Here is a 25,158-nt window from a genome sequence, read left to right as displayed (position 1 = left end):
ACACAGCGCAAACGTTTGCCTATTCCTTTACTTCGTTTACGATCAGATCTGATTCTACTATGGTATTGTAATAGGCCTGTTTCTCCGAATTTGGGCTATGGATCAGATCAAGCAAGATGTTCGCTGCTTTTTGTCCCTGTAAATATGGATATTGTTCTACCGAGGCTACAGGCGAGTTATCGAGGTAACTGATAATGGGCAGGTTGGCATAACTTACAATATCAAAATCATGGATTACATTCAGCTTCTTGAAGTATTTGATCAGAAAAAGAGCCACATAATCATTAAAAGCTACAATGGCTGTCGGTTTTCTTTTATGGTTTAAAAACTGCTCAGCAGCCTCAATAGTGCCTTGTTCGGTTAAATCACAATTCAAAACCAGCGTAGGGTCGAATTTTAAACGGTTAAAGTTAATGGCTTGCATATAACCCTCTTTACGTTCCTCACTGGCATACAATGTATTTGGACCATTGATCATGCCAATGCTCCTGTGGCCTTTCTTAAGAAGGTAGTTAACTGCCTTTATGGTAGCACTTTCCAAACTGCAGGCAACATAATGTACGTTTTTAAAAGGAGGGATGCGGTCGAAAAATACAACCGGGATATTAAAAGAATTCAGTTTTTCGAAATGATCAAATTTTGAAGTGTCTTTACTGATGGATACTAATAAACCATCAACCCGCTGGTTTTTCATTTTTTCAACGAGCTTTACCTCTTGTTCATAATTATCGTGCGATTGAGCAAAAATAACCGTGTAGTTTTTTTTGATTGCTTCATCTTCAATTGCCGATATGGCAATAGAAAAAAAATGCTCGGAGAGTTCAGGCAAAATTACACCAATGGTATAGGTTTTACCTTTTTGAAAAAGTATTGCAGCATTGTTGGGCTCATAATTTAGAGACTTGGCCAGTTGTTTGATTTTCTCCCTCGTTACGGCTCCAATGCTGGGATGATCATGTAATCCTCTTGAAACACTAGAAGGTGAAATATTTAAAATCCTGGCTATTTCTTTGATGGTGGTTGGTTTCGATTGCATTGTAAGTGCTAAACTACATTAAATTTCTCCAATATTTAATATTACAAAATTAATCAAACGTTTGCGTTGTTTTTTTTCCTCATTTCTTTTCCCGGTTATATAAATATCAATATTTTCGGAAAAACTAAAGGTACCACGTTCTAAAAAATAATTATATAAAAATTATAAATGGAAAGCAATTTTAGTCCTTAAAAAAACCAAAATTGATAAATAATCTTAAAACATAACCCAATGATTAACAAAAGTACCCCTCAATTTAGAGGGGTATTTAAACAAAAAGACGAGAAGTGTTCGTACCACTCCCCGCCAAATTGGGTTATTCCTGCATGCAGGTACAAAAGTTATCTAAGCTATATGTTTAACCCTTTTCAAAGGTATAAATTTTAAGCATTTTTTTACAGGATAATTTGATGTAAGAATACTACCTTGCATCGCAAAATATTTAACCAAACAGATCACCCATAAACCAGAAGGATAAATAGAAGCCCTCTTTGCACAGAAAAGCCGCAACCCGTTATCAGCAAATTATCCTTTTTTGTAATTGCATTTTTTTAATTTAACTGCACTGTATTAAATAATTTAATAAATTTAACATTAGGTTAATAATGATGTTATTTCTTTGGCGCACCTTAAAAACCTCAATCGTCATCTCCAATTGTTTATGTACAAAGAATTAGAAAGTAACTTTTTTCTTCTGGTCAAATTAGACAAGAATAAAGCATTTAACCTGGTGTTCGATGCTTATTGGAGTGCGCTCTACAAACAGGCTTATAAAAAGGTACACTGCACCGATTTAGCCCAGGATCTGGTTCAGGATGTATTTGTAAGTTTGTGGGATAAGATCGAATTATTAGATGCTGAAAGTAGTGTACTGGCTTATTTGTTTGCGATACTCCGTAATAAAATCTTAAAACTTTACGAAAAAGATAGCGTACGTTTAAAGTATGCCGTAAGTGTAACGACTAATGTAGCTCCTGCAGATGTGTATTCGCAAAATACAATCTTAGAAAAGGAACTGAAAACCATCATTGATGCCGAAGTTGAGCGTATGCCAATGCGCATGAAAGAAATTTATCTGCTTAAACGCGAAGACGACCTTTCTATCAAACAAATTGCACAGGATCTTTCGTTATCTGAACAAACGGTAAAAAATCAGCTTCAAATGGCCTATCAGCGCTTACGTGCACGGGTAAAAGATTACGATTCGTCACTTGCACTATTGGCAATCTTTATAGCCAAACACTTATAATTTTTTCTCTGATCACCACAAGATGTTATAAATAAAGGTTTTGTTTGCCTTTAGTGCAGGTTTAACCATTTTTCTAAAAAAAATAAAAATGCCATGGTACTTTATGCCGGGTAACCGTATATACCTTTAAAAGCCACTATTTTGAATACGACCGAAATCAAAGATTTAATCGAAAAGTACAATAGCCAAACTGCTACTACCGAAGAAAAAAAGCTGGTAGAGGAATGGTACGAGCGTATAGATGGTGCTGAATTGACCCTAAATCAGTCAGAGGATATAGAGGTTAAAGAACAAATTTTAAGCCGGGTAACTTCCCGTATACAAAAAAGTGCTAAACCTAAACGGGTTAGGTTAAATGATGTATGGCCATTTAAAGCTGCAGTTATTTTGGTGGCCTTCATGGCAGGTACTTATATTTATTTTAAGCAAAACAGCCGCCCGCAAGTTTCATCCACAATTGCAAAAATTAATAAAAAGCCAATTGTTCCGGGTGGAAATAATGCGGTATTGTTACTGGCAGATGGTTCACAAATCATTCTTAACAAAACTTCAGACGGGCAGGTGGCCAACCAATCTGGTGTCGAGGTAATTAAAACAAAAAGTGGCGAGTTGCTTTACCGGTTCACAGGTAATTCAACAGCAGAGGCAGCAGCTATAAACACAGTAAGTACACCAAGGGGAGGTCAATACCATTTAATTTTGGTTGATGGCACTGAAGTTTGGCTAAATGCAAGCTCCTCGGTTAGATTCCCTACTGCCTTTGTGGGGAAAGAACGTAAAGTAGAAGTTACCGGAGAGGCATATTTCGAGGTGGCTAAAAATAAAACCAAACCTTTTATTGTACACACCAATCAATCTGATATCCAGGTGCTTGGAACACATTTCAATGTAAACGCCTATGCAGATGAAGAATATCAGCGCACCACCTTGCTTGAGGGGAGCATAGAAATTAAGCAGGGAAATAAAAAAGCGCTTTTAAAACCCGGTCAGCAGGCCAGTTTAAATCTTAAAACTGCTGGTATTAAAGTAAATGAGATTGCAGACCTGGAGGCGGTAGTTGCCTGGAAAAATGGTTATTTCCAATTCGACAGATCAGATCTTCCCTCAGTAATGCGCCAGGTTTCTCGCTGGTATGATGCTGAAGTAATCTACAACGGAAAAATCCCGGCGAAGCAATACTCCGGAAAAATACCGAGAAATGTAAGTGTCGTAAAATTAGTCGAAATGCTGGCTTACAGCGGCATTCATTGCAAAATAGAAAACAACCAGATTACAGTAAATCCTAAATAATAACCAAACCAAATCAAACTATAAAACGCAGCATATGAAGATATAATACTCCTGACATTCGATTTCAGTCTGCTAAAGAAGCAATGCAAAGTGTTCGTACCACTTAATTTGCCTTGGGCGGATTAATTCCTGTAGGCCAGCAATCTGCGGCAGGAATACAATAAGTTATCTAAGCAATTATGTTTAAACCCAAATTCAATCATGAATTTCAGTATTTTTTTTGCGCCAGGATCATTAATCCGGCGTAAGCCCACACAATTAATATTGGTGATGAAGCTAACCGCACTATTTTTATTCGCATGTCTGTGCCAGGTAAGTGCAAGTGTTTATAGTCAGAACATCACTTTGAAACAGAAAAATGTTTCGATAGAAGTGATATTTAAGTCGATAGAGAAACAAACCGAATATGTTTTTCTTTACGACAACCTCGAATTGCAAAATGCCCACAATGTAAGTATTGATGTTAAAAACGCACCCCTGGAGCAGGTGCTGAATTTATGTTTTAAAAATCAACTCCTGAGCTATAAAATATTCGATAAAACAATTGTACTCAGAAAAAAAAGCGAGCTCATATCCAATCCCTTTTTCGAAATCATTACCGGCAAAGTACTGGATGAAAACGGCCTGCCGATTGTTGGGGCAAGTATAATGGTTAAGGAAACAAAATCCGTAACCAGAACAGATGCCAATGGTTATTTTTCTATTAACGCCAATGTTGGTACAACGCTCATCGTCTCTTTTATCGGCTACACCACGAGGGAAATTACAATAGACAGTAAGCGCGATTACAGTATTTCTTTACAGGCTACCACAACTGAATTAACAGATGTGGTTGTTACCGCCCTGGGGATTAAACGCTCAGAAAAATCGTTGGGTTATGCCGTACAAAAAGTAGCCGGTAAAGAACTGCAAACGGTTAAAGGGGTTGATGTAGCTACTTCACTAACCGGAAGGGTTTCTGGTTTGGTGATCAAAAACTCAACCGAATTTAATGCCAGACCTACCATCGAGCTCCGGGGCGAAAGTGCCTTGCTGGTTATTGATGGTGTGCCTTACGGTAACATGTCATTAAGGGATGTACCGACTGATGATATTGAAAGCGTAGATATACTTAAAGGCCCTACTGCTTCAGCATTGTATGGTTCGCGCGCAGCTGGTGGTGTAATGTTAATTACCACCAAAAAAGGTGCATCCGATAAAGGTTTTTCAATCGATGTGAATAGCAATACCATGGCTTCGTTAGGTTTTCTGGCTATACCCGAGGTGCAAAGCTCTTATGGCCGCGGACAAAATGGTGTAATTGATAACGATTATGTTTGGGGACCTAAGCTGGATATCGGTAAAACTGCAAGAGATTGGAACCCGGTAACCAAGCAATTTGAAGACAACATGCCACTGGTATCGAAAGGGAAAGATAACCTGAAGAACTTTATGTCTACCGGTATTATCTTAAACAACAACATTAGCATTGCTCAAACCGGCGATAAAGGCAGCTTCAGGATCGGCTTAAATGATATCTATAACAAAGGACAGTTCCCAAATCAAAATCTCAATATGGTAAATTTAACCATGGCAGGAGAGATGAAGCTAAGCGATAAATTTAAGCTGGAAGGCCATATGGGCGTTAGCCGCCGCTGGGCCGATCAGGTTTGGGGTGGTGGTTATAACAACCAGGGTTATTTGTACCAGTTAATTATGTGGACAGGTACCGAATACGATATCCGTGATTACAAAGATTACTGGAAAGTACCTTATAAAACACAAAACTGGATGTATACCAACTGGTACGACAATCCATATTTAATTGCCTATGAGAAGTTAAATGGTATCCAAACCAACACGGTAAATGCTAATGTTACCGCAAATTATCAGATTAACCAGGATTTTAATTTGTTGGTGCGATTAGGCTACGATAACTATAATAATAAAACTACTTTCCGCAATCCAACAGCTAATATCTATTCTACCCGTGGTGGCGCGGTCAATGGTAGCGGATGGAATGCAAAAGGGATGTATTCTATTCAGGATGCCAAAGGTTTCAGTACCAATGATGACGTAATCTTGAGCTATAAAAAGAAACTGAATAAGTTTACCATCGATGCTTTGGCCGGTGGAACCGTTTATTATTTCATTGACGAATCGTTAAGTGGAACAACTAAAAATGGTTTAATTTCACCCACTTTTTATTCTTTAGCCGGTTCTGTAGAGCCACCAACGGTATCGCAGGGATACAGCACCAGGCAGATTAACAGTTTGTACAGCAGGGCTTCTGTTGGCTATAATGATGCCATCTTCCTCGACTTTACGGGAAGAAACGACTGGAACTCGGCCCAACCTAAAGCATCACGTTCTTATTTTTACCCATCCATTGGGTCAAGTATCGTAGTTTCAGAACTGGTAAAATTGCCTAAGGTAATTGATATGTTCAAAATCCGCGGTTCGTGGGCCGTATTTAAAACAGCTTTAGGGGTATACGCCACTAACAGAACATTCGGTACAACAACTGCTGCATGGAATACTTTAAATGCTGCGAGCTATCCATCGTCGTTATTGGGTAACAGTTTGCTGCCAAGTGCACAAAGAACCTATGAAATTGGAGCTGCAGGTTATTTATTTAAGAAACGCCTGCATTTTGATGTCGCTTATTTTAATAAATATTACTATAACCAGCAGGTAAGTACTTCAATCCCGGCATCTTCGGGTTTCTCAACTACTTTGGTTAATACCCAGGAAACCTACGAAAGAAGAGGTCTTGAAATTACGGTAGACGGTTCTGTAATCAGAAATAAAGATTTCGAATGGTATTCTACCATCAACTGGTCTAACCAGCACCGATATTATGTAAATCTCGATCCGGTATACTCTGCCGATAATTTATGGGTGAAAAAGGGCGAACGGTTAGATACCTATACCGATAATTACTGGGTTAAAGACCCTGAAGGTAATGTAATTCACGAAAGTGGTTACCCCGTTTGGAGCGATTATGTGAAAAAACTGGGCTATGGCGACCCTGATTTCAGCTTTGGTTTCATCAATAATTTTACTTATAAAAACTGGTCGTTGGCTGTTAATATTGATGGCCGTATCGGTGGCTTAATGTACAATTACGTGTACGACAAAATGTTCGATTCGGGTACTGCTCCGGAAACAGATAACCAATACCGTTACAACCAGGTAGTGCTTGGACAGAATAATTATGTGGGCCAGGGTGTTAAAGTAATATCCGGCAGCGTTACTTACGATAAGTATGGCCAGATTACCAGCGATACCCGTAAGTACGCCGTAAATGATGTGCCTATTGGTTATCAGGATTATGCACAATGGTACCGTGGTGGCGATGCAAGGGTACAAAACGAATCGTTTGTTAAGTTGCGCGAAGTTTCACTGGGTTACCGTTTATCATCAAAAACAGCGGGAAAACTGGGTTTAAAGAGCGCATCTTTTTCTTTAACCGGGCAGAACCTGTTTATGTGGACCAATTTCAAATACTCAGATCCCGATGTTGATACCGAGAATTTAAACTCGCCATCAATGCGAATGGTAGGTTTTAACCTGAAGGTAGGATTCTAGTTATTTATTGTTTTTAAAGAAGATTTTATGAAAAGTAAATTTTTTAAATATAGCTTATTGCTACCTGCATTAGCACTATTAAGTAATGGTTGCAGCAAGTTCGATGATATTAATACCAACCCAAATGCAACAACGCAGGTAAACTCGGCTATGCTGGCCACCGGTATGATATTAAACATTACCCGTGGGGACATCAGCAGCACCAAATCTTTCATGCAGCCTTTCTTATTAGGTAAGTACCTTACCTGGGGCGAAGGGCAGGAAAACTTTCAATACAATAAAATTAGCCGGACAGATTTTAACCGGATAACCCTGCTGCGCAATATTACGCCAATGGAAAATTATGCCACCAGCGACGCATTAAAGAAATCGTATCAGGCCCTGGGGCATTTTATCAGAGCCTGGCAGTTTTTTATGACGACTATGCAGGTGGGCGATATTCCTTACACCGACGCAGTTAAGGGCGAGTCGGATGCGATATTACAACCTAAATACGATAGTCAAAAAACGGTTTTTCTGGGTATTTTAAGCGAACTGGATCAAGCCAATACCTTATTCGCTTCGGGAGCAACCTTCGAAGGTGATCCCATTTTTGCCGGTAGTACCGATAAATGGAGAAGATTAACCAATAGTTTTGAGCTGCATGTATTAATTAATCTCTATAAAAAAACAGGTGATGCAGATTTAAAAGTGATCGAACGTTTTAAGGATATTGTAGCCAATCGCCCGTTAATGCGCGATTACAATGATAATTTTGCATTAGCCTATAATGCAACTGCCGGCCAGAATTATCCCTGGAGCGATGTGCCTGCCGGATCAGGCAACTCATTTGTTAAATCGAATTATACCATGTTAACCAACGTCTTGCTCGATCCCTTAAAGGCAACCAGCGATAGAAGGCTTTTTTACTATGCAAAACCGTCGCCGGTTAAAATTGCTGCAGGTGTTTCGCAAAGCGATATTGCAGCTTATCCGGGTGTAGAGCCTTCCGATTCTTTTTCGAGTCTACAAACCAGAAGGGTAAATAAAGATTATGCCGATATCAATACCCGTTACGTAAATCTGGTAAATGCCGAGCCTGTTGGTGTTTTTAACTATTGGGATTTGCAGTTTATTCTGGCCGAAGCTACCATTCGCGGGTGGATAACCGGTACACCTGCACAAACCTATTATGCCAATGGCATTACCAACTCGATGAAATTCATCGCACAATACACACCAGATCTGGCTGATTATAATCACAACATGAAAATGGATGCTGCTTATATCGATGCTTTTCCGGCTACCGTAGCCCTAACCGGTTCAACTGAGCAGCAAATAGCACAGGTCATTACGCAAAAATATCTAGCCAGCTTTTTGCAAGGCAACAAATACCAGGCTTGGTTCGAAAACAGAAGAACCGGTTATCCGGTATTTAAATTGAATTCGACCACGAATTTAAATTCGCCATCTACTAATTTTCCATTAAGGTGGTTGTATCCATCAAACGAGCTGAGTTACAATTCGGCCAATCTTTCGATTGCGGTTGCCAGCCAGTATGGTGGTAGCGATGATGTAAACCAGGCCATGTGGCTTTTAAAATAATTCGCTCTTAACCAATTTCAAAAGTTCTCCGCGTTAATACCGGAGAACTTTTTTGCTTTAAGTAATCCATTCGTCATATCTGCAAAGCATGTTATTTTTATAAAAGCATATTCATATTTTGCTTCCATTAATTAATAAGATGATAGTCCTGTATATAATACTTTTTATCGTTGTTGCATTTGTGGTCATTACCAATTTACCCGTTTTTGGCCGTTTACCAAGGGGATTACGGCTGGCCAAAACACGGCAGTTACCCAATTATAGCCAGGGTGCCCTGCAAAATCTTTCGGTTACACCAATGCAACCCGAAGGCGTAAGTTTTTTCACCATATTAAAGGCCTTCTTTTTCGAGAAACATCCGGGTAAAATACCAGAAAAACCGCTTCCCTTTAACCAGCCTGACCTGGATAGCGAACCCAAAAGCAATGCGCCAGAAATTATCTGGTTTGGACATTCATCTTATTTAATTAAGGTTGATGGATTGCGGGTTTTGGTTGATCCGGTTTTCAGCAAAGCGCCATCGCCTTTCTCTTTTATTGGCAGCAAAGCTTTTCCTGGTACAGATGTAGTTAAAGCAGCTGATTTTAAAAACATTGATGTGTTGGTGATTACGCACGACCATTACGATCACCTCGATTATCAGAGTATATTAACCATTGCACCCGGGGTGAAAAAAATTGTTACCTCACTTGGCGTAGGCGAACATTTAGAAAAATGGGGAATTAGCGTAGATAAAATTACCGAATTGGCCTGGGGTGAAGCAACAGCTTTATTCAATAAACTCGAATTAACAGCTGTTCCGGCCAGGCATTTTACCGGAAGAAAATTTAAACGCAATCAAACACTTTGGTCGGCCTTCGTATTAAAAACCGTTAACTGTAAACTGTTTTTAGGGGGCGACTCCGGCTATGATAAGCACTTTTCCCAAATTGGCGAAACATACGGGCCATTTGATCTTGCTTTGCTCGAATGCGGACAGTATAATGCCTATTGGCCCTATATACATATGTTTCCTGAAGATACAGTGCAGGCTGCTATCGATTTAAAAGCCAAAGTTTTAATGCCCGTTCATTGGGGCAAGTTTAGTCTGGCCATGCACCCCTGGAACGAGCCCGTTAAAAGAGTGGTTTTAGCTGCAGCGGCAAAGCAGCTTCCTTTAGTTACCCCGAAATTGGGTGAAACCATAATTATAAATGAATATTTGCCAACAGAAAATTGGTGGCTTAAAGAATAAATTTAAACAATAATTGTACTGTGGTGTTTAATCCTAAAATCAAATACAATTATGAAAACTGATCTTGTAGAAATCTTTCAGACCATTAGAGCGGGAATACAACCTTACGCAACCATGGGTTATACTGTACACGAAAATTCTGAAACAGGTTACGATTTATACAGCGAGAAAAACATAAAACAAAATGGAGAAAAGGTTACTGAACGTTTTTTTACCGGTGTTTATATTAACGGCAATGAGGTAGAAGTTAAGGTAAATACAGACGAATTTTCCACAAAAAACCAACAACTTATTGCTTTTGGAGAAAACACAGCCGGATTAAGAGTTGTGCAGCTGGATGATGCTAAACTAAAGGAAGTGGAAACCCTGATCGAAATTATCCATACCCACTTTAAAGAAAAAGAATGGATTTAAAAATTTGATAGCTAAATTTGCAGCAGATAATTTTTCTGAATAACCAACTGCTGATTGAACATTTTAAACCCCGATTATAACTGGCATCATCAATTAAGTTTAGCCTTAGCTAGCCACAAAATTGAATGCCATTTTTTTTTGGAAGATGAATTTGAACTTTTAAGCCTTGGTCAAAACCTAATTATAAACCTGGTAAGCTTGAAGAATCAGTTTACCCCAGGTGATTTAATCAAACTTCAGGAAAATTATGGTCAAAGAAACATCAAGCTTGTTCACCTTTGGGAAGATATTTGGCGCTCGAAGCCAGGGCAGGTATTGGCCAGGATAAAATCATTGCTGGGACAGAATACCCGGATACATGGCCGTAAAACAAAAGTAATTAAAATAGCAAAACCTGTTGCCGATACCTTCCTGAACGAAAATCACCTGCAAGGAACGGTAAGCAGCCGTTATAAAATAGGGCTGTTCGAAAAAGATGAGCTGGTTGCCGTTGCTACTTTTTCGGCATTACGTAAAATGAACCATAGCGAAAATTATAAATCTGCAGAACTGATCAGGTTTTCTGTTAAAGCAGGATATTCCGTTACCGGTGGATTGAGTAAATTAATAGCTTATTTTGCAGAAAACCACAGGCCAAATGATGTGATGACCTATGCAGACCGCGATTGGTCGGCAGGAGAGGCCTACAGTGCATTAGGATTTATGCTCACTGGCATTTTGGAACCCCAAATCTATTTACTTGATAAAAATTTAAACCGTAGTCTTAAAAAAGATAATCAGCTTTCAGCTACAGAAGTGTTCAATACAGGAAGTTTAAAATTTATTCTCCAATTTTAATGGCTCAGCACAACCTCATCATTATTTTAGGGGCAACGGCCTCTGGCAAAACTAAACTGGCGGTTAGCGTAGCAGATGCTTTAAATGGAGAGATTATCAGTGCTGATAGCCGCCAGGTTTTTAAACGCATGGATATTGGTACAGGTAAAGATCTGCACGAATATGAAATAAATGGAAAAATCATTCCCCACCATTTGATCGATATTTTGGAACCGGGCGAACGTTATCACGTTGATGCTTTTAAAAATGATTTTTACAAGGCTTTTGAAAGTATTACCGCAAAACAAAAACTGCCAATCCTTTGTGGCGGTACGGGAATGTACATCCATAGCCTACTTCAAAACCAAACCTTTACAGCAATACCGGTTAACCAGGAATTAAGAAACCGGTTAGATGTATTATCCAAAGAAGAGTTGATATTGAAAATACAGCTTGAAAAAAATCAGAATAGGGATGCTATTGATCTATCTTCAAAAAAAAGGTTGATCAGGGCGTTAGAAATAGCCGATTATTTAAAAGACCATGAATTGGAAACAGTTGAAAGGCCTGAAATTAAACCCATCATTTTTGGATTAAAGAATGAAGTGTCAATAACCCGGGCTAAAATCCTTGCCAGACTGGAAGAAAGATTTCAAGCCGGCTTGATTGAAGAGGTGGCGCAGTTAATTAAGGAAGGAATTCGTAAAGAAATGTTAGTCTTTTACGGATTGGAATATAAATTCATTGTTCATTACCTGGATGGGTTATTAACTTTTGAAGAATTAAAGCTAAGACTCGGCACTGCCATTTGCCAGTATGCAAAAAGGCAAAATACGTTTTTCAGGAAAATGGAAAAAGACAATGTTGAGATCATTTGGCTTGATGCATCTGCGCCTGCAAGTGGCTTAAAACAATTAATAACTGAAAAAGTTTTACTGGGCTAAAATTAGCTTTTATTCGTCATCAAAACGTTTAATTAAGGCCAAAACGACATCAAAAACGCCCTTTTGGCACAACCTTTGTTTCACTTAGGGCATACAGTTTAACTCAAAAATAATATCTTAAACATGAAAACAATTACAAAATTTATTGCTACATCAGCAGCTGTTGTGGCTTTATTCTTTACCACAAATGCCAACGCCCAATCTACTCAAAAATTAGGAATAGGTGTAACCGCAGGTATCCCAACCAGCGACGCTTATGGTGTGGCGTTAGGTGCTGATTTACGCTATCAATTTGATATCGATAAACAATTATCTATTCCAATTACAGCAGGTTATACCCACCTGAGCGGTAAAGAAATCGGTAATACCGGTGTAGATTATCCAAGTTATGGTTATATCCCTGTAAAAGCTGGTGTTAAGTATTTCTTTAACGATTCTGGTTCTGGTATTTATGGCTTAGCTGAATTAGGCGCCGGCTTTGGTACTAAATCGGGTAGCGGTACTTCATTTGTATATTCACCAGCTGTTGGCTATGCATGGAGTAACGGTTTAGATTTAGGTGTTAAATATGAAGGTTTAGCACAAAACGGAACAAGCACCGGGTTTTTCGGTCTGCGTTTAGCCTACGGTTTCAGCTTATAAGCAGCCCTTCCAACATCATAGAAAAGCTTCCAATAAAAGGAAGCTTTTTTTATTTCATAACATTCTGAAAAAAATGAAAATGTAAAAATCCACCTTAGATATTTTAACGTATATACATCAAACCCTTAATTGATAACTTAAAATATCTAACAATGAAAACAATTACTAAACTTTTGGCAACAGGCTTAACTGCACTGGCAATTTTAACCACTTCAAACTTAAAAGCACAAACAACGGGTTCAACAGAACCGATGACGGCCGGAAGTGGTATGGCTTTCAAAATTGGTGTTGGCGTAAACGGCGGATTGTTCCCCGACCGTTCGGAAATGGATTATGGTTATGGTGCAGATCTAAGGCTTCAGTATGATTTAAGCCCTTATGTTGCCCTTACAGCTTCAGGCGGCTATACCCGTTTAAAATGGAAAGGCAGCCCGTTAAAATTCGAATTCATCCCGGTAATGGGCGGGGTTAGGGTGTTTCCGATCGAAAGAATGTACCTGGCCACCGAGCTTGGTTCTGGTTTAGCCATTAAAGAAGGAGCAAATATGAACTTCATTTATACCGGCGGTTTAGGGTATGAATGGAAAAATGGCCTCGACCTCGGCATTAAATATGAAGGCTATGTAAACAACAGCGCTTCGGATCTTTATTTCATGAAAACCGGTCAGTTTAACCTTCGATTGGGATATAATTTCAAATTATAATCAAAACATCATATATTTCCAAAGTCCCGATGAAAATCGGGACTTTTTTATTGATTTAATATTTTAATTGCTATTTTGAGCCGAAAACCAAATACAATGAAAAGAATATTCGGAATAGCCATACTTACTGCTCTAATGGCCTGCAACCAGGCAAATAAAAATTCAACGGAAAGCAAAGATTCAACAAAGGTCGATTCCAGTACTGTTAAGTCTGAGGTTGCGATAAAAGACAAACAGAAATCGGAAATTTTTAACCAATACGTGGTTTTAAAAGATGCTTTGGTAAAATCAGATTCGGCAACTGCACAAAAATCGGCTGCACAATTACAAACCAGTTTAGCAACTTATAAAGGCTGCGAACCTACTGCAGCTGTAGCGGGTAAGATTTCAGCAAGCAAAGATCTTGTTTCGCAAAGAAAAGATTTTACCGTTTTAAGTGCAGATTTGATTGCTTTGTTAAAAGGTGCCGAAATTGAAAAGGGTGTAATTTATGTTCAACATTGCCCAATGGCCAACAAAGGGGATGGAGGAGACTGGTTATCAACCGAAAAGGAAATCAAAAACCCTTATTATGGAAAAGAGATGCTGGAGTGTGGAAGAGTAACTGAGGAAATTAAGGCCAAATAAGATTGCAAAAGATGTTTAATTAAGCATGATTGTTACGTCATTTTGACCAATTATTCATATTAATTTAACAGATTTGTTATGCATGTATATTAATTTTATATAATTTAGAAAGCTATAAACACAATACAATAATATGTCAGATATTGCAGAGATTAAAGTTGATGGTAAGACAATAGAATTGCCAGTAATAACAGGAACAGAAGAGGAGAAGGCCATTGATATTTCGAAATTAAGAGATCTTACCGGCTTCGTAACTTTAGATACTGGTTTTAAAAATACTGGTTCTACAAAAAGTAAAATCACTTTTTTAGATGGTGAAAAAGGCATTTTAAAATACAGGGGTTATTCTATTGAAGAACTTGCAGCAAAATCAAGTTTTTTAGAAGTTATTTATCTGATTATTTACGGCGACCTTCCAACGCAGAAACAATTGGAAGACCTGCAGGCTGAAATCAGCAAACACACGCTGATTCATGAAGACATGAAGAAATTCTTCGATGGTTATCCTTCAAGATCGCATCCGATGGGGCAACTGGGTTCATTGATTTTCTCGCTTTCTACATTTTATCCAGAATGTTTAAAGCCAAATCAAACAGCAGAAGAACAGAATTTAACCATCATTAAATTATTGGCCAAATTCCCAACCATTGTTTCTTTTGTATATAAAAAATCATTGGGTCATCCGCTTATCTATCCAAAAAACAAATATGACTATGTAACCAATTTCCTTTGGATGACATTCGGGCAACGTACCGAAGATTATGATGTAAACCCGATCGTGGTAAATGCGATGAACAAATTGTTGATTCTGCATGCAGATCATGAGCAAAATTGTTCGGCATCTACAGTACGTATTGTTGGTTCGTCTGACTGTAACCTGTATGCTTCTGTTGCCGCAGGTATTGCAGCGCTTTGGGGACCGTTACATGGTGGTGCCAACCAGGCTGTTATCGATATGCTGGAACTTATTAAAGCAGATGGCGGTGATACGGAGAAATGGATTAACAAAGCCAAAGACAAAAATGATCCTTTCCGTATGATGGGCTTCGGGCACAGGGTGTACAAAAACTTCGATCCAAGGGCTAAGATCATTAAAAAAGCATGTGATGATATTTTAGAAAATTTAGGTATCGATGATCCTATCCTGGATATTGCTAAAAAACTGGAAGAGGCAGCATTAACCGATCAATACTTTATTGAGCGTAAACTATACCCAAATGTAGATTTCTATTCAGGTATTATTTACCGTGCTTTAGGTTTCCCTTCAGAAATGTTTACGGTTCTTTTTGCCTTAGGTCGTTTACCGGGATGGATTGCTCAGTGGAAAGAAATGCACGAAAACAAAGAGCCAATTGGTCGTCCGCGCCAAATTTATGTTGGCGAGACAGATAGGGAATTTGTTGAGCTGAAAGACAGAAAATAAGATAATAAATAAAAAAAACACCCGAAAATTTCGGGTGTTTTTTTATGGGATTTATTTTATCCATCAACTGCCATCTAGAACAAAGTATAACGTAATTGGGAGATATGTAAAGATAGATCTCTCCACTTTTGTACAGCCCCAGGCATTACAGGGCGTTCCAGTTGAGATGATGTGAATATTACGTAGCTACATAATAAATCAGGTTGATCATGACCAATTCAGAAATCTTAAATGCAACCGAATACAAAATCACAATCCATAACATTTTAAAAATGGTGCTCCAAGTTTTGCGTTTGTAAAAAACAGTAAGTGCCATGAACATATACCAGGCCAGATAAATGGTCACAACAAACTCCAAAATATTGCTTACCCATGAATGTTCGCCAAAAACATATTTCATAATGGGCTCAGTGAAAATCTCTACAATAAAATAAGCCATCATGCCATGGATCGTAAAAATTAGATGATCCAAATAATAGATATGGTTTTTCCTGAAATTGAGCATAATGAACCAGGCCAGCAAAGGCATTAACAGAAAATACTGCTTAGGGCGGTTATGTTCAAGGGTTTCCTGGATCACTTCAGATTTCTCACCGATAGTAATTGCTCTCTTTTTAATCAGTTTCTGGTACCAACTATCTTGTTCGGCTGGTGGTAGCTTTTTCTGCCGGGCCAGGTATGCCGAATAAGTACTGTCATTTCTTTGGATATGAATGTCTTCAAAATCTTCTATAACATCGCTTAACGAATCTGATTTGAGTGTAGCATTTTCTGTTTTTAACCTGTTCAGTTCTTGTTCCTGATCGGTAAAACTCAGTTTTTTAAAATTCTTAAGGTCAAGGTCTTTATCAATAGATTTAACAGCTTTATCTATAATGGCATTGTGAGGTACGCCAGCCTCCTTCAGTGCATTTTTTACAGTATCGCTTACCTTTTCTTCTTTTTTATAATTCTCTATGGTAACCACATCATGATCTTCCTTTTGTTTGGTGTGCTTTTTTGGAGAATACACCACCAAAAAGTAAACAATGGAAACAAAGATGTACATGCTCACCGGGTTGATATAACGGGCCCTTTTACCTGCTAAATAATCAAGTGTAACCTGACCAGGTTTTGTTAAAAGGGGAGTGAGGGTTTGAAAAAATTTATTGTCGAAATGAAAATAGTGCGCAATACTGTGACTGATAAAAGTCCAGAAACTTTCTTTCAATTCTAAGTTGGGCTGACCGCAATTGCTGCAATAATGTTTCTCAACGTGAAAACCGCAGTTTAAACAGTTATGTTCTTTTCTATACTTACCAGCTGACATAAGAGGTTAATCAGAAATTATAAATGGTTAATGGCTTCTACTTCTGCACGGGTATGTTTGTGTTTAAAAATAACCACAAAAACAATAGCGATTACTAAAACATAAATGGTAAAGGCCAGCCAGATATTGTGCCAGTCTTTTACATCCAGAGCGCGGCTTAAATCACCATTTTGCAGAACAGTAATTCCTTTATTTTTTAAAAAATTCAACAAATGTGCGTTATCAGCCTCGCTATTAACATATTTTGATAACGAGCCGATATTGGTATAATAGGTAGTGAAATATTTACTAATCATCCATCCCGATATCAGGCTTCCGAATACTGCACCGAAACCATTGGTCATCATCATAAACAGGCCCTGGGCAGAGGAACGTATTTTTGGCGTGGTTGAAGTTTCGACAAATAGCGAACCGGATATATTGAAGAAATCGAAAGCCATTCCATAAACAATGCACGAGGTAATAATCATCCATAAATTTGCTGAGGGATCGCCAAAAGCGAATAAACCAAAACGGAGTACCCAGGCAAACATGGCAATAGCAATTACCCATTTGATACCAAACCGCTTCAAAAAGAATGGAATGGCAAGAATAAAAAGCGTTTCAGATATCTGCGAAATTGATAAAATAATGGTAGAATATTTGATTACAAAAGATTCTGCAAAAACAGGAAACAGTTTAAATTCATCTAAAAAAACATCACCATAGGCATTGGTTAATTGCAAGGCCGCTCCTAAAAACATGGAGAATATAAAAAATAGCGCCATCTTATAATCGGCAAACAACTTAAACGATTCCAGTCCCAATTTTTGGGCAAATGTTTTCTTCTCGCTGATTAAATTTTGAGGTTTACAGGCCGGAAGTGTAAATGAATATATGCCCAGGAACAAAGCGCTAACCCCTGCAATGTAAAATTGATTTGCACTTGCTTTGCTTCCTGTTAAATTGGTAATCCACATGGCTGCTATAAAACCTACCGTACCCCAAACCCGGATAGGTGGAAAGTTCTTTACCACATCAAAATTACCGTTTTTTAATGTAGTATAACTGATCGAATTACTTAAGGCAATGGTTGGCATATAAAAACACATGGCCACCAATATTACCCAAAAAAAGGTGTGTGGATTATCTACCTGTGGCAGATAAAACATGGTGGCTGCATAAAGAATATGCAAAATGGCATAAAGTTTTTCTGCATTGATCCATTTATCGGCTATGATGCCGGTTATGGTAGGCATAAAGAGGGATGAAATACCCATTGTAGAAAAAATGACACCAAAATCAGCACCGTCCCATTGTTTGGTTCCAAACCAGTAATTTGCAATCGTAATTAACCAGGCAGCCCATACAAAAAATTGCATGAAACTCATTATAGTTAAGCGAAACTTAACGTTCATAATAGTTGTTTAGTTTGATTATTGAAAGTAAAAGCTGAATATAGAATTATTTTAAGTCATAATCCAAAATGAGCTAAAATTATTTTGAAAAATCGGGAGCTCATTTTGGTATTTAGCTTTTATTTATTGATTTTTTGGGAAATCTACAGTTTTTTTTTTAATCTTACGGATGATTTTCCGGAAAATCAGGATATTCCGCGTTTATTAAGTTCATCACGCAGCCTTGCCGCCTTTTCATAGGCTTCTTCTGCTATGGCTTCTTTCAATTTTTGCTGAAGTTCTTCTAAGCTAAGGTCCCCAAAGCCCTGTTGTTTACTGGCACTTGGCAGGCTATCTGCTTCAGATTCTTTTGTTAGGGAATCCATATTCTCGAGGAAAAGAAAATCATTTCCTTCAATAACAATTCCTGCAGAGGCGAGTATAAATTCGTAGGTATAAATCATGGCATTAAACCTAACAGCCAAAGCAATTGCATCTGAGGTACGCGCATCAACCTCGTGGGTATTTTTACCATCACTGCACATTAGCTTTGCGTAAAAAACACCATCAACCAGGTTATAAATAATTACTTCCTGAATATTGATATGAAAAGTATCAGCCATCGATTTAAACAGATCGTGTGTTAATGGCCTACTAGGAGTCATCTTCTCAATTTCTATTGCAATGGCCTGAGCCTCAAAAGCACCAATAATTATCGGCAAACGACGGCGACCATTTACTTCTCCTAAAACAAGGGCATAAGCACCAGATTGAGTCTGGCTGTAAGATAAACCTACAATATCTAATTTAACTTTTTTCATATTTGTGGATGTCATGTTGAGCTTGCCGAAACACCTTAATTAGATCCTTCGGCAGGCTCAGGATGACAAGAATGAATTATCCCTTATGTGCTTTTAATGCTTCAATTAATTTTGGTACCACTTCAAAAGCATCACCAACAATCCCGTAATCAGCCACTTTAAAGAAAGGTGCTTCAGGATCTTTATTGATTACCACAATAACTTTTGATGAGCTTACGCCGGCTAAATGCTGGATGGCTCCCGAAATACCAATGGCAATGTAGAGGTTTGGACTGATGGCAATACCAGTTTGGCCAACGTGCTCTGAGTGCGGTCTCCAGTCTGCATCCGAAACAGGTTTAGAACATGCGGTAGCAGCACCCAATAAATCAGCAAGTTCCTCGATCATTCCCCAGTTTTCCGGTCCTTTTAATCCTCTGCCTGCCGATACCACCAATTCGGCATCAGGTAACGAAACTTTATCAGTAGCCCTTACAATATCTTTAATAACAGTGCCCAAATCTGATGGTTTGATATCAGCAGCAAAGTTTTCTATAACAGCATCCGTTGCATTTTCTTTAACACCAAAAGCATTTGGATTTAAAGCAATTACTTTATTTGCAGAAGTTAATTCAGTAATGGCAAATGCTTTACCTGAAAAAGCAGTTTTCTTTACGGCAAATTTTCCATCGGTACCCGGTAATTCAACCGCACCGTCGGCCAGGCCTGCTTTAAGCTTTACTGCAATACGCGGCGCTAATCCTTTTCCGGAGAAGGAGTTAGATAAAACAACGATATCAGCACCTTCTTTTTCAGCTGCTGCTGCAATAACACTTGCATAAGCCTGGTTTACAAAGGTTTTTAGCTGATCGACACTTACATTTAATATTTTAGATGCACCATACTTACCTAATTCTTTTAACTCACTCTCTGCAACATCCCCAATAGAAATAGCGGTTAAGTTGGTTGATTGCTGATCGGCAATAGCTTTGGCATAAGAAACTGCTTCAAAAACAGATTTCTTGAATTTACCTTCAGCCTGTTCTACATATACTAATACTGACATATATTTATCCCTGAATTCCCTTATATGGAAATTAAATTTTATATTAAATTAATTCGATTAATTATCTCTTTATTTATTTGGCAACTAAAAATTCCCGACTGCCAACTAGATCACCTTAGCTTCGCTGTGTAACAAGCTGATCAACTGTTCTGTTTGATCGGCAGGAATTAACTTTACCGTACCGCGTGGGGCAGGGGTTTCGTATTTTGTTATTTTGCTAACTTCTTCTATAGCCACTGCATCTACAACAGTTAAAGGTTTAGTTCTGGCGCTCATAATACCACGCATATTCGGTATTTTTGGCTCTGCAACGCCTTCAGCACAGCTGGCTACAAATTTACCGGAAACCGTTAATACTTCTTTACCACCTTCAATTTCTCTTTCGATAGTTGCAGTATCGCCTTCGAAAGTTAATTTTTTGATAATGGATACTGATGGGATATCTAAAAACTCGCCAACCATAGCAGCAACCTGGTTACCATTATAATCGATCGATTCGCGACCCGTTAAAATCACATTAAAATCTTTGTCTTTGGCATATTCAGCAATCTGTTTAGCCACAAAATAAGCATCTCTGGGTGCAGCGTTTACCCTAACTGCATCATCTGCACCAATTGCCAGCGCTTTTCTGATGGTTGGATCGTTGGCTACTTCACCTACATTAATTACTGTTACCGTGCCCTTACCGCCCTCAGTTAGCTCGATCGCTCTCGATAAAGCAATTTCGTCATAAGGATTAACAATATATTGTACTCCTGATGTATTGAATTCGGTATTATCGTTAGTAAAAGTTATTTTTGTCGTCGTGTCTGGCACGTTACTGATACAAACTAATATTTTCATATGTTAATAGTGGTTTTTGTTTAATGAACGATTAACAACGACAATTGTTCTCCGTTAATCCATTCATCTATGATATCATTATTATATAAGGTCTTTCTGCAAATTTAATTAAAAAAGCAAGGAAATAAAATGTCATCTACCCGTTTAAGCAAGTTATTGGAGTTTTTGGAAAGCGATCCCAACGATCCGTTTATACTATATGCCTTAGCCACAGAGTATAACAACCTAAATGATAAGGAAAAAGCTTATTCTTTTTACCTTCAGTTAACCGATAAACATCCCGATTATGTTGGTACTTACTACCATTTGGGAAAATTGCTGGAAAAAGACGGAGAAAAAGAGAAAGCAATCGAAACCTATCAGAAAGGAATGCAGGTAGCGCGGAATAAACGCGATATGCATGCTTTTTCAGAATTGCAGGGTGCTTACAATTCTGCCGCAGGATTAGACTATGAAGATGATTAAGTCATTTTATCAGTTGTCAATTTTTAATGTACCGTTATTAGCTTTGAACTAATGCAAAACAAACCCATCGCTGCTAAAAGGCAGTGGCTGTTTATTAGAAACGTAATCTTTTTTACATTCACTTCTTTTGGCGGTGCACAGGCACACCTGGCATTGTTATTAAAGTATTTTGTTCAAAGTGCAAAGTTTATTTCTGAAGAAGAACTTTTAGAACTGAATGCACTGGCACAGGTTTTACCCGGCCCGGCATCCACTCAAACGCTGGTTGGGATTGCCTGGAAGGTTGGTAGGCTAAAACTGGCTATTCTTACCTTCTTAATCTGGATTTTGCCAACGGCGGCAATCATGACTTTTGCAGCCATTAGTTATGCCCTGCTGGACCAGAAACAGAAATTTAATGCCATTTTGGAATACATACAGCCAATTGCTTTGGGGATTGTAGCCTACGGGGCCTGGAAACTCGGGAAAAAAGTACTGTCTTCGCAGGTTTCTATCTTTTTAGCCATTGCTTCGGTAATTGCCACACTGGTTTTGAGGAATGCTTACGTATTTCCACTTTCTATCTTAATCGGCGGAATGATTTCTTCAGCGATTGAAACACCAAAGGAAGAGACAGAATTACGGGTGAAACTTTTTTCGAACATCAATCCTAAAAAACTGATCTATTTTTTAGGTGCGTTATTATTATTCGCCTTGGTTGGTGCCATTATCAATAGAACATCGCCTTTTAGTTTACCCATCCGCTTACTCGAAAATTTTTACCGCAACGGAATACTGGTATTCGGAGGCGGACAGGTGCTTGTGCCTTTAATGTTTACTGAGTTTGTGGAGATGAAACATTACCTGCCTTCATCCGGATTTCTATCGGGCTTTGCACTACAGCAAGCCTTACCTGGTCCTACTTTTTCGTTTACGAGCTATCTTGGCGCCCTGAGCATGAAAAATTTTGGTTACGGCATGTGGGGGCAGATTTTAGGTGGATTAATTGGTGTAATCGGCATCAACTTACCCGGACTGATCTTGGTTTTGTTTATTGTACCGTTTTGGGACGACCTGAAAAAGATTTCGAGGATCCGGCATAGTTTATCTGGAATTAACGCAGTGAGTGTAGGCTTCATTATTGCCGCATTTGTATTATTGTTAATCCCGATGGGATTAAACTGGTTGTTTTTAGGAATTATGCTCGCCACTTTTCTGCTGCTCAATTTTACAAAGATCAGCCCTCCATTAATTGTACTCGCCGGAATCCTGGTGGGATACCTTTTTTAAGCTTTCCTGATCTTGATTTTTTAATCCAAAAGATTTAATTCTATCTTCGGCAAATTTTAAAATCAGATCAATTATGAGGAAACTATTAACGCTTTTATTATTAATTGGGCTAGGCTCGACTACCCGGGCTCAGGAAAAAAACAGTTTTGAATTAGGGCTGCACGTTGGCTTCAATGCTGCTACCGTATCTACAAGTACCCAAACCAATAGCGATTTCAGAAATGGCTTCAATATTACTGCTGTAGGGGATTATTTTTTTTCAGACCGCTGGAGCATTAAAGCTAAAATTGGCTATGATCAAAAAGGGTGGGACAATGGTTATTTAACCAACCTGGATAATGGACAGAGTTTTATAACCAACTACGAGATCAATTACTTAACTATCCCCGTGATGGCCAATTGGCATTTTGGAAAGAAGAGAAACTGGTACTTAAACTTTGGCCCTTATTTTGGTATCCTGTTAGACGCGAAAGAGTCAAAATTCAATACCGATTTAACAGATTTTGTGCACAACCGCGATATTGGTATCGATTTGGGTATTGGCGTGAAATTACCGGTTGCAAATAAGGTAAAAGTACTGCTGGAAGCCGACGGACAATCGGGTATTACCGATCTGTTTAAACAGAACCAGGGTTACCGCATCAGAACCGTGCGATCAAGTTTCAATGCAGGGTTGCTTTTCAGCCTGTAAAATAATTTAAAAAAAATGTCCCAAAAAATTTGGGACATTTTTCTTGTGTATTTATTAAAAAGGTGGATCATCATCGTTATAATCATCCATTTTCGAAGGACGTATAATTACATTGCTCTGCTTTTCAAAGTCCTGTGAAGGGTACATTCCCGCCGATGGATCAGCAGCGAATGAGCTTGGCGGTGCATTAAAGTCATCTTCCAGATCCTGGAACTTAACAAACTTACCTACGAATTTAAGTGGAACAATTCCGGTTTCACCGTTACGGTGTTTGGCGATAATTACCTCACCAATACCTGCCTGCGATCTGCCTTGCTCATCCTCGGTAATGCCATAATATTCAGGACGGTACAGGAATAATACCATATCCGCATCCTGCTCAATTGAGCCCGATTCACGCAAATCGGATAACATTGGCCTTTTTCCCTGTAAACCAGGCCGGCTTTCTACCGCACGACTTAACTGGGAAAGGGCCAGTACAGGAACATCGAGCTCTTTAGCAACCGATTTTAATGCCCTCGAAATACTACCGATTTCCTGCTCACGGTTACCACCACCTTTTCCTTCGCCTTTACCATGCATTAACTGCAGGTAATCGACTATGACCAGCTGTATATCGTACTGGGATTTTAATCTTCGGCATTTTGCCCTGAACTCAAATATATTGAGTGCCGGGGTATCATCAATTAAGAGTGGGGCTTCGGTTAAACGGCCAATTTTGCTGTGTAGCTGTTGCCATTCCCATTCCTGTAAATTTCCTTTTCTGATTTTTTCCTGCTCAATTTCTGCCTCTCCAGAAATTAAACGGTTAACCAGCTGAACCGACGACATCTCGAGTGAGAATACCACACAGGGCCTCTGAAAATCAACGGTAGCATTACGGGCACATGTTAATACGAATGCGGTTTTTCCCATCGCCGGACGGGCAGCAATAATTACCAGATCCTGCTTTTGCCATCCCCCGGTAATCCGGTCTAAGCCGGTAAAACCCGTTGGTACACCGGTTAAACCATCGGTTTTGGTACGGAGTTCTTCAAGTGTAGCTAACGATTGCTTAATGATATCGTCCATTTTCTGGGTATCCCTACGCAGGTTATTTTGGGCGATTTCGAAAAGGCCTTTTTCAGCATGATCCAATAAATCGAAAATATCAGTCGTATCTTCGTAAGCATTCGTAATGATTTCGGTCGAGATCCTGATCAGTTCGCGCTGAATATACTTTTGGGATATAATCCTCGCGTGAAATTCAATATTGGCCGCCGAAGCAACACGATTGGTTAAATGGGTAATATAATACGCACCACCAACCATTTCTAAAGCACCCAAAGTACGCAGCTCCGAAGTGACCGTTAAAATATCAACAGGTTTCGATTTCTGGAATAAAATATGGATGGCTTCGAAAATTTTCTGATGGGCGATATTATAAAAAACTTCCGGCTTTAAAACGTCGATTACCGCTGATAAAGCATCTTTTTCGAGCATCAATGCACCTAAAACGGCTTCTTCCAGATCCAGTGCCTGTGGAGGGATTTTCCCTTGTGAACTAATGGTATTACTTAACCTGCTTTTTCTAGCCGTAATGCTATTCTTTCCGCCTTGTTCATTATCGATACTCATTCAACAAAAGTAATCAAATTTTGACGGGGTTGTTTGAATTAGTTACTAGTTGTTTGTTAACAAGTTGAAGTATAATCAGATTAAATTTTCGAAGGTTTTATGAAGCTCCAGAAATTTTTGAACAATTAAATGTTAATAAGGAAGACAATAGATTAGGGCTAAAACATTTATTTGAATACTTTTGCCTAA

The 25,158-nt window shown here is 38.7% G+C and carries 22 protein-coding genes; 15 read left to right on the top strand and 7 right to left on the bottom strand.

Annotated elements, in window-relative coordinates; translation table 11 throughout:
- Positions 1-19 precede the first annotated feature (19 nt).
- Complete coding sequence (locus GGQ60_RS05215) at positions 20-1,036, bottom strand: LacI family DNA-binding transcriptional regulator (protein ID WP_183760546.1); 1,017 nt, start codon at positions 1,034-1,036, stop codon at positions 20-22.
- A gap of 661 nt (positions 1,037-1,697) precedes the next feature.
- On the opposite strand from GGQ60_RS05215, the gene GGQ60_RS05210 reads away from it, so the two are divergent.
- The 12 genes from GGQ60_RS05210 (at position 1,698) to GGQ60_RS05155 (ending at position 15,533) form a co-directional block, all read left to right on the top strand.
- Positions 1,698-2,285, top strand: a complete 588-nt coding sequence (locus GGQ60_RS05210) for an RNA polymerase sigma factor (protein ID WP_183760544.1) — start codon at positions 1,698-1,700, stop codon at positions 2,283-2,285.
- A 141-nt stretch (positions 2,286-2,426) separates the two neighbouring features.
- Positions 2,427-3,575 carry a FecR family protein gene (locus tag GGQ60_RS05205; RefSeq protein WP_183760542.1) on the top strand — a complete coding sequence of 383 codons (1,149 nt, stop codon included), beginning with the start codon at positions 2,427-2,429 and terminating at the stop codon, positions 3,573-3,575.
- 201 nt (positions 3,576-3,776) lie between these two features.
- Entirely contained in the window at positions 3,777-7,145 is a 3,369-nt protein-coding gene (locus tag GGQ60_RS05200; RefSeq protein WP_183760540.1) for a SusC/RagA family TonB-linked outer membrane protein, read from the top strand.
- Between the two features lie 27 nt (positions 7,146-7,172).
- On the top strand, positions 7,173-8,729 hold the full coding sequence (locus tag GGQ60_RS05195) for a SusD/RagB family nutrient-binding outer membrane lipoprotein (RefSeq protein WP_183760538.1): 1,557 nt from the start codon (positions 7,173-7,175) through the stop codon (positions 8,727-8,729).
- A gap of 139 nt (positions 8,730-8,868) precedes the next feature.
- On the top strand, positions 8,869-9,963 hold the full coding sequence (locus GGQ60_RS05190; RefSeq protein ID WP_183760536.1) for an MBL fold metallo-hydrolase: 1,095 nt from the start codon (positions 8,869-8,871) through the stop codon (positions 9,961-9,963).
- A 51-nt stretch (positions 9,964-10,014) separates the two neighbouring features.
- Positions 10,015-10,377 (top strand): hypothetical protein, encoded by a 363-nt coding sequence (locus GGQ60_RS05185; RefSeq protein ID WP_183760534.1) that lies wholly within the window; start codon positions 10,015-10,017, stop codon positions 10,375-10,377.
- Positions 10,378-10,575: 198 nt separating this feature from the next.
- Positions 10,576-11,214, top strand: coding sequence for a hypothetical protein (locus GGQ60_RS05180; protein WP_183760532.1), 639 nt, complete (start codon positions 10,576-10,578; stop codon positions 11,212-11,214).
- Entirely contained in the window at positions 11,214-12,137 is a 924-nt protein-coding gene (gene miaA, locus GGQ60_RS05175; RefSeq protein WP_183760530.1) for a tRNA (adenosine(37)-N6)-dimethylallyltransferase MiaA, read from the top strand. The genes GGQ60_RS05180 and miaA overlap by 1 nt, the downstream gene beginning before the upstream one ends.
- 123 nt (positions 12,138-12,260) lie before the next feature.
- Positions 12,261-12,779, top strand: coding sequence for an outer membrane beta-barrel protein (locus GGQ60_RS05170; protein WP_183760528.1), 519 nt, complete (start codon positions 12,261-12,263; stop codon positions 12,777-12,779).
- A 152-nt stretch (positions 12,780-12,931) separates the two neighbouring features.
- Entirely contained in the window at positions 12,932-13,483 is a 552-nt protein-coding gene (locus GGQ60_RS05165; protein ID WP_183760526.1) for a hypothetical protein, read from the top strand.
- A 96-nt stretch (positions 13,484-13,579) separates the two neighbouring features.
- Positions 13,580-14,110, top strand: coding sequence for a DUF3347 domain-containing protein (locus tag GGQ60_RS05160; RefSeq protein ID WP_183760524.1), 531 nt, complete (start codon positions 13,580-13,582; stop codon positions 14,108-14,110).
- A gap of 133 nt (positions 14,111-14,243) precedes the next feature.
- A complete protein-coding gene (locus GGQ60_RS05155) occupies positions 14,244-15,533 on the top strand; it encodes a citrate synthase (RefSeq protein ID WP_183760522.1) in 1,290 nt (429 codons plus the stop codon).
- 178 nt (positions 15,534-15,711) lie between these two features.
- Here GGQ60_RS05155 and GGQ60_RS05150 read toward each other — a convergent pair whose 3' ends face one another.
- From GGQ60_RS05150 to GGQ60_RS05130, 5 genes are all read right to left on the bottom strand, one after another.
- The gene (locus GGQ60_RS05150; RefSeq protein ID WP_183760520.1) at positions 15,712-16,842 is read right to left on the bottom strand and encodes a DUF3667 domain-containing protein; all 1,131 of its coding nucleotides are present in this window, start codon (positions 16,840-16,842) and stop codon (positions 15,712-15,714) included.
- Positions 16,843-16,859: 17 nt separating this feature from the next.
- Positions 16,860-18,239, bottom strand: a complete 1,380-nt coding sequence (locus GGQ60_RS05145) for a nucleoside permease (protein ID WP_183760518.1) — start codon at positions 18,237-18,239, stop codon at positions 16,860-16,862.
- Positions 18,240-18,424: 185 nt separating this feature from the next.
- On the bottom strand, positions 18,425-19,039 hold the full coding sequence (locus GGQ60_RS05140; RefSeq protein WP_183760516.1) for a bifunctional nuclease family protein: 615 nt from the start codon (positions 19,037-19,039) through the stop codon (positions 18,425-18,427).
- A gap of 76 nt (positions 19,040-19,115) precedes the next feature.
- Positions 19,116-20,084, bottom strand: coding sequence for an electron transfer flavoprotein subunit alpha/FixB family protein (locus tag GGQ60_RS05135; RefSeq protein ID WP_183760513.1), 969 nt, complete (start codon positions 20,082-20,084; stop codon positions 19,116-19,118).
- Between the two features lie 105 nt (positions 20,085-20,189).
- Positions 20,190-20,927, bottom strand: coding sequence for an electron transfer flavoprotein subunit beta/FixA family protein (locus GGQ60_RS05130; protein ID WP_183760511.1), 738 nt, complete (start codon positions 20,925-20,927; stop codon positions 20,190-20,192).
- Between the two features lie 129 nt (positions 20,928-21,056).
- On the opposite strand from GGQ60_RS05130, the gene GGQ60_RS05125 reads away from it, so the two are divergent.
- The 3 genes from GGQ60_RS05125 to GGQ60_RS05115 all read left to right on the top strand — a co-directional run bounded on the left by GGQ60_RS05125 (position 21,057) and on the right by GGQ60_RS05115 (position 23,352).
- On the top strand, positions 21,057-21,392 hold the full coding sequence (locus GGQ60_RS05125; protein WP_183760509.1) for a tetratricopeptide repeat protein: 336 nt from the start codon (positions 21,057-21,059) through the stop codon (positions 21,390-21,392).
- A 51-nt stretch (positions 21,393-21,443) separates the two neighbouring features.
- Entirely contained in the window at positions 21,444-22,661 is a 1,218-nt protein-coding gene (gene chrA, locus GGQ60_RS05120) for a chromate efflux transporter (protein WP_183760507.1), read from the top strand.
- A gap of 73 nt (positions 22,662-22,734) precedes the next feature.
- Positions 22,735-23,352: a porin family protein gene (locus GGQ60_RS05115; RefSeq protein WP_183760505.1), complete on the top strand. Its 618-nt coding sequence runs from the start codon at positions 22,735-22,737 to the stop codon at positions 23,350-23,352.
- A gap of 54 nt (positions 23,353-23,406) precedes the next feature.
- Here the strand turns inward: GGQ60_RS05115 and dnaB are convergent, their stop codons facing one another.
- Positions 23,407-24,969: a replicative DNA helicase gene (gene dnaB / locus GGQ60_RS05110; protein ID WP_183760503.1), complete on the bottom strand. Its 1,563-nt coding sequence runs from the start codon at positions 24,967-24,969 to the stop codon at positions 23,407-23,409.
- Positions 24,970-25,158 lie beyond the last annotated feature (189 nt).

The organism is Pedobacter zeae (assembly GCF_014196715.1).
Taxonomy (GTDB): Bacteria; Bacteroidota; Bacteroidia; order Sphingobacteriales; family Sphingobacteriaceae; genus Pedobacter; species Pedobacter zeae.
This window is presented reverse-complemented; position numbering and strand designations above follow the sequence as displayed.